The sequence below is a fragment of the Immundisolibacter sp. genome, from assembly GCF_041625615.1.
Taxonomy (GTDB): domain Bacteria; phylum Pseudomonadota; class Gammaproteobacteria; order Immundisolibacterales; family Immundisolibacteraceae; genus Immundisolibacter.
In genome coordinates this window covers 1-5,861 of record NZ_JBFJTF010000136.1, presented here as the reverse complement: position 1 = coordinate 5,861, position 5,861 = coordinate 1, and the positions used below count along the sequence as shown (strand labels likewise).

Below are 5,861 nucleotides of genomic sequence, written 5' to 3'. Positions count from 1 at the left end.
TCCTTGGGGCCCCAGCTGGGGGTGATGCCGTGGCCGGACAGCGCCGCCAGCACCTGCACCATGTCATTCACTTCGAAGGCCATCAGCCGGTAGCCGATGTGTTCTTCGTTCCTGGCTTCGGCACGGGCCTGCGGCACCCGCACCAGTTCGACCGCCGAGTCGCCGAGCCGCAGGTAGGCAATCTCCGTCACTGTCGGGTCGTCCACCTCCCGCCGGTCGACCAACTGGCCGCCCAGGACGCCGCTGTAAAAGTCCAGGCTGCGCTCGAAGTCACTGGGGATGAGTTCGACGTGGTCCAGGCGCTTGAGCATGGGGGGCTCCTCCGTCACTGCCTCCACAAGACGCGCATTATGGCACTGACCTTCCGGTCGGCCGATGCCCGGGGCAGGGGGTCGACAGATGGCCGGTTTATCGGCAGCCTGAAAACCACCGTGCCCGGTCGCATGCCGGGGCAGCAGCTTCACGGAGGGTCCGCGCAGCCTCATGAAGGAATCCACGTACGACCTGGTGGTGATCGGCGGCGGCGTCAACGGCGCCGGCATTGCCCGTGATGCCGCCGGACGTGGGCTGTCGGTGCTGCTGCTGGAGCAGCACGACCTGGCCGCCCATACCTCGAGCGCCAGCAGCAAGATGATCCATGGCGGTCTGCGCTATCTGGAGCATTACGAGTTCGGCCTGGTGCGCAAGGCGCTGCAGGAGCGCGAGGTCCTGCTGGCGTCCGCGCCGCACATCATCCGCCCGCTGCGGGTGGTGATGCCGCACGATACCGGCCAGCGGCCGGCCTGGCTGATCCGCCTGGGCCTGTTCCTGTATGACCACCTGGCGCGGCGCGAGCGTCTGCCCGGTTCGGGCGGCGTGGATTTTCGCCGTCATCCGGCCGGCGCCGGAATCAGGCCGGATTTCCCGCGCGGTTTCGCCTATTCCGACGCCTGGGTGCAGGACGCGCGGCTGGTGGTGCTGAACGCCGTCGACGCGCGCGAGCGCGGGGCGCAGGTCACCACCCGCACGGCACTGGTCGGCGCCCGGCGCCGGGCGGACGCCTGGTCGCTGGACCTGCGCGCCGCGGATGGCGCCGTGCACAGCGTGCAGGCGCGCCTGGTGGTCAATGCCGCCGGGCCGTGGGTCGGCACGCTGTTGGGCGGTCCGCTGGGTGTTGCCACCCGGCATGCGCTGCGGCTGGTCAAGGGCAGCCACATCGTGGTGCCGCGGCTGTTCGATCACAGCTTCGGCTATCTGTTCCAGAACCCGGACGGGCGGGTGGTGTTCGCGCTGCCGTTCGAGGAGCGCTTCACCCTGATCGGCACCACGGACGTGGACTACGACGGCGACCCGGCGCAGGCGGCCATCTCGGCCGAGGAAGTCGACTACCTGTGCGACACGGCGAGCCGTTATCTGGCGCGCCCGGTGACGCCGGGGCAGGTGGTCTGGACCTTTGCCGGCGTGCGCCCGCTGCTGGACGACGCGACCAACAACGCGGCCCGCGTGACGCGCGATTACCGGCTGGAGCTCGATGAGACCGGCGCGCCGGTGCTGTCCGTGTTCGGCGGCAAGCTCACCACCTACCGCAAGCTGGCCGAGCAGGCGGTGGATCGCATCGCGCCACGGCTGGGTGGCGGGCCGGCATGGACGGCCGGCGCGATGCTGCCGGGCGGCGACATCGAGGGCGGCGACCTGCCGGCGTTCGAGGCGCGGCTGCGTCGGAAATACCCGTTTCTCGCGCCAGCGCTGGCGCAGCGCCTGGCCGCCAGCTACGGCACACGGGCGCTGCGGATCCTGGACGGCGTCGACAGCGCCGCGGCGCTGGGCGCGCCGGTGGCGGCGGACCTGCATCCATGTGAACTGGACTACCTGGTGCGCGAGGAGTTTGCCCGTACGGCCGAGGACATCCTGTGGCGGCGCACGCGGCTGGGGCTCACCGCGTCGCCGGATGCCGCCGCGCGGCTGGATGCCTGGCTCACTGGCGCCGGTGCGGGTGCCGCCCGGCCCACGCAAACCGTTTGATCAGAAGGCGCTAAACCCGAGGAGGCAGGCAATGGCGTACCTGTTGGCCCTGGATCAGGGCACGACCAGTTCGCGGGCGGCGGTGTTCGACACCCAGGGCAGCCTGGTGGCCATCGCCCAGCAGGAGTTCACCCAGCACTATCCACACCCCGGCTGGGTCGAACACGACCCCGAGCAGATCTGGCAGTCGCAGCTCGACACCGCGCGCGAGGTGCTGGTCAAGGCGGACATTCGCGCCGATCAGCTGCTGGCGCTGGGCATCACCAACCAGCGCGAGACGGTGGTGCTGTGGGAGCGCGCCACCGGTCGCCCGGTGACCAACGCCATCGTCTGGCAGGACCGGCGTACCGCCGCCGCCTGTGAGGCGCTGAAGGCGCGGGGCCTGGAGGCGCTGTTCCGCCAGCGCACCGGTCTGCTGCTGGACCCGTACTTTTCCGGCACCAAGCTGGCCTGGCTGCTGGACAACGTGCCCGGCGCGCGGGAACGTGCCGAGCGTGGCGAGCTGGCCTTCGGCACCGTCGACAGTTACCTCATCTGGCGCCTGACCGGCGGGCGCTCGCACGTCACCGACGTCACCAACGCCGCGCGCACGCTGCTGTTCGACATCCATCGCCGCTGCTGGGACGACGAATTGCTCGGCCAACTGGATGTGCCGCGTGCCCTGTTGCCGGAGGTGCTGGCGTCGGTCGACGATTTCGGCACCACACAGGCCGACCTGCTGGGCGTGCCGGTGCGCATCGGTGGCGTGGCGGGTGACCAGCAGGCGGCACTGTTCGGGCAGGCCTGCACGGTGCCCGGCATGGTCAAGAACACCTACGGCACCGGTTGCTTCATGCTCATCCACACCGGCGATGCGCCGGTGGCGTCGCCCAGCGGTCTGCTGGCGACCACCACGGCGCACACCGGCGATGTCCCCGGGTATGCGCTCGAGGGCAGCATCTTCGTGGCCGGCGCGGTGGTGCAGTGGCTGCGCGACGAGCTGGGCATCATCCGCAGCTCGGCCGAAGTCGAGTCCCTGGCGGCCTCCGTGCCCGATACCGCCGGCGTGTACCTGGTGCCGGCCTTCGTCGGGCTGGGTTCGCCGTACTGGGATGCCAGTGCGCGGGGGGCCATCGTCGGCCTCACCCGCGGTGCCAACCGTGCGCACATCGCCCGTGCCGCGCTGGAGGCCATCGCGTTCCAGTCGGCGGACCTGCTCGACGCCATGCGCGCCGATGCCGGGCAGCGCATCGAGGCCATGCGCGTCGACGGCGGTGCGGCGGTCAACGCGCTGTTGATGCAGGTTCAGGCCGACCTGCTGGGCATTCCGGTGGTGGTGCCGCGCATCCTGGAGACCACGGCGCTGGGCGCGGCCTATCTGGCCGGCATCCGCGCCGGCGTGTGGGCGTCGGCGGCCGACCTCGATGCCTACTGGCAGTCCGAGCGCACCTACGAGCCGGCCATTTCCGCCGACGAGGCCGGCGCGCGCCTGGCACGCTGGCGCGAGGCGGTGTCACGCACGCGTGGGTGGGAAACCTGAGCGCACCGGCTCGCGGCCGGCTGTCGTGCAGGCGCGCGCGCACGGCCAGTGCGCACGTGGCGCCCCACATAGGCCGGGGGCGCACGCGGCCGTTACCGGCGGGGCGGCACCTCAGTCACCGGTCAGGATGGAAGCATCGCCGGGGTTCGGGAAGAACAGCTCCAGCCAGTCCGGGCGCAGCGGGATGACCACCTCGGTGGTGATGCCGGGCAGATACCGGCGCGTGTCGACGTAGTAGTACTCCATCAGGTCGCCGATACGCCCGCCCTGGATGACCGGCATGTCATGCTTTTCGAGTTCCGGCAGGCGGGCGGTGAACGCTTCCTTCGAGCAGATGGTCGGGAAGGTGTGGTGCATGCCTTCGCCGCGTTCCTTGAGGAATTCGTCGTACACGCACTTGTCGCTGCGCGGCGTGATCAGCTCGAAGCACAGCTCGCCAAGACGCCCGACGTGGTTGTCGTAGGCGTGATAGCAGGGCTGGCCGTAGTAGGTGGTGTCCTCCATGCTGACGCCGGTTTCGATCTGGAACTCGATCCAGCGCTCCATGCCGAACAGCTTCTGAAGGTTCGCCTTGGTGCGGTTGCGGTCCGTGCAGACCACGCCGATGTGCAGCATTTTCTGCGTCGGCAGGAACTGCGGACCGAGGTGCTTGAGGTCCATGTGCAGTACCTCGTCCGGCTTGATGACGGACTGCCAGTCCGGCCGGCGCGGGCAGTGCACCTCGACGATCACGTTCGACAGCGCGTCGCGGGTGTCGAGCTGGTAGTAATCGACGGCGTCGAAGAAGGCGCCGCTCTGGCGAATGCCGATGCCCTGGCCGGCCAGGTCCGCCCTGAGCTTCTCGAACTGCGCCGGCTCGCACACGCTGGCCGCCACGCCGTACATGCCCTCGCCGACACTGTCGAGCATGGCCTGATAGCCGGACGGGCCATCCACCGGCTGGATCAGCTCGATGCCGAGCCGGCCGTTGTGACCGAACACGGAAATCCAGCGGTGCTGCGCCGCTGTGCCCTCGAACCGGGCATTGGAAAGGTACTTGCCGTCGACGCGGATCACTTCCCAGCGGTCGATGCCGAAGAAACGCGCGAAGTTGCACACCACCTGCCGGTAGTCGCGCACGACCACGGTGGTGTACTGCCAGTTGCCGACCGGAATGGTTGCGGGCACGGTGCGTTCTCCTCGTGATGAAAAAAATCAGGCCGGGTCCAGAGCAGTGCTGAAAATTCCGCTCCTGGAATTTTCAGCTCGCCGCCGCGCGGCGCATGCCCGCGCAGCGCCCCATGAATCAACGGCGTGCGCCGTCGATTCATGCCGGGGTATCCGGCCCCGGAGGGAGCCGCTGAATAGATCAGCCGTTTCCCAGCCGGCCTGGTGGGTATCCTTCAGCGCGTCGAACGGGCGCGCCTCAGGTGAAGGTGACGTCCTCGCCCATGGCGGCGATCTGCGCGTAGGTGGGCGGCGCCACCACTTCCAGGAACATGCCGCCGAGCTGCTCGCGCGTGTCCAGAAAGAACAGCTCGGCAATGCCGGCGATCTTGCAGTAGTTGGCTACCTTGACGCCCTGGCTGGTGTAGCGGCGCACCAGCTCCAGCGGCTCCGGGTGCGACAGATCGCCCACGTGCTGCATGCCGTCGCCGAATTCGTTCACGAAGTCGGCGAACACCGTCTGGCCGGACACCGGCTGGCACAGTTCGATGAGTGTGTCGCCGAGCTTGGCGAACGCCGAAATCCACACGAATTCGGCCGGCTTGCCGTAGTACTCGGCCTTTTCCATGATGGCCGAGGGAATTTCCATCTTGCGCCAGGTCTTCAGGCCCATCAGGCTGGCGAAGCCGCGCGCGGTCTTCTCCCAGTCCTTGACCGCCATCGCCACGTGGTTGATCGGCCCCAGGCGCACGCCAAGATCGTTGATCATCGTCCCCTCCCTGATGGTTTGTGGAATTGCCGGCGCATTGCTCATCGCCTCCATGTGCGGCGCCAGCACCTCGCTGGCCACCTTGAGCCCCAGCACCAGCCCCGGCGCGCCGACATAGAACATGGACTGGAACAGCGCCTCGACGATCTGCTGCGGGCTGACGCCGGCGTGCAGGGCCACGCGCATGTGGTCCTTGAGCGGACCCTCGCGGCCGAGCGCCAGGTCCGAGCCCATCAGCAGCAGGGCGCGGTCGCGCAGCGGCAGGTTGTCGCGGGCGTACAGCGCGCCCCAGGTCTTGGAGAACAGGTAGCCGATTTCGTTGCCGAACAGGGGGTTGTCGATCAGGCCCTCGACCTTGGCGGCATCCTCGACCCCCAGCACCTTGCGCATCAGGGCCAGGCCCTGCTGGAAGTCCTTGCTGTCGCG

Annotated in this window: 5 protein-coding genes; 2 read left to right on the top strand and 3 right to left on the bottom strand. The window is 68.8% G+C overall.

Annotation, left to right across the window (positions count from 1 at the left end; all coding sequences use genetic code 11):
• Positions 1 to 311 (bottom strand): VOC family protein (locus tag ABYX71_RS09955; protein WP_372696346.1); only part of this gene is annotated, 311 nt, incomplete at its 3' end.
• A 172-nt stretch (positions 312 to 483) separates the two neighbouring features.
• Here ABYX71_RS09955 and glpD point away from each other — a divergent pair.
• The gene (glpD, locus tag ABYX71_RS09950) at positions 484 to 2,001 is read left to right on the top strand and encodes a glycerol-3-phosphate dehydrogenase (protein WP_372696345.1); all 1,518 of its coding nucleotides are present in this window, start codon (positions 484 to 486) and stop codon (positions 1,999 to 2,001) included.
• Between the two features lie 31 nt (positions 2,002 to 2,032).
• The gene (gene glpK, locus ABYX71_RS09945; RefSeq protein WP_372696344.1) at positions 2,033 to 3,520 is read left to right on the top strand and encodes a glycerol kinase GlpK; all 1,488 of its coding nucleotides are present in this window, start codon (positions 2,033 to 2,035) and stop codon (positions 3,518 to 3,520) included.
• A 111-nt stretch (positions 3,521 to 3,631) separates the two neighbouring features.
• On the opposite strand, the gene ABYX71_RS09940 is transcribed toward glpK, so the two are convergent.
• Complete coding sequence (locus ABYX71_RS09940) at positions 3,632 to 4,687, bottom strand: VOC family protein (RefSeq protein WP_372696343.1); 1,056 nt, start codon at positions 4,685 to 4,687, stop codon at positions 3,632 to 3,634.
• A gap of 238 nt (positions 4,688 to 4,925) precedes the next feature.
• Positions 4,926 to 5,861, bottom strand: a 936-nt coding sequence (locus ABYX71_RS09935) for a carboxymuconolactone decarboxylase family protein (RefSeq protein WP_372696342.1), incomplete at its 5' end; no start/stop codon positions are given.

What these genes read in the sequence shown, in the direction of transcription:
- glpD (WP_372696345.1), top strand. Translation starts at nt 484, where the DNA reads ATGAAGGAATCCACGTACGACCTGGTGGTGATCGGCGGCGGCGTCAAC.
- glpK (WP_372696344.1), top strand. Translation starts at nt 2,033, where the DNA reads ATGGCGTACCTGTTGGCCCTGGATCAGGGCACGACCAGTTCGCGGGCG.